At 64.0% G+C, this 253-nt stretch carries 1 pseudogene; it reads left to right on the top strand.

From position 1 onward, the window contains the following. Positions 1–130: 130 nt before the first annotated feature. Positions 131–253, top strand: a pseudogene (locus tag F8271_RS32010) (transposase); the annotation flags it as partial.

Raw genomic sequence — 253 nt, 5'->3', positions numbered from 1 at the left:
CTCAGCCCGCACGCCCGGGCCCACCATCGGATAACTCATCCACTCGGTCCTATCTGTGCTAGCCGGACTCCACCGGCCTTAACGGAAATTCGACATATTCCGTTACACAGATCTCCCTACAGGCCCCTTCCGTGACCTGATCCGCTCCATCCCCGGCGTCGGCATCGTCACCGCCGATGTGATCATCGCTGAGACCGGCGCCGACATGACCCGCTTCCCGACCGCGAAGCACCTGGCCTCGTGGGCCGGCACG

This window comes from Micromonospora sp. ALFpr18c (assembly GCF_008868155.1).
GTDB lineage: Bacteria > Actinomycetota > Actinomycetes > Mycobacteriales > Micromonosporaceae > Micromonospora.
Note: the sequence above shows the minus strand (reverse complement) of the source record. Positions and strands in the feature narration are given on the sequence as shown.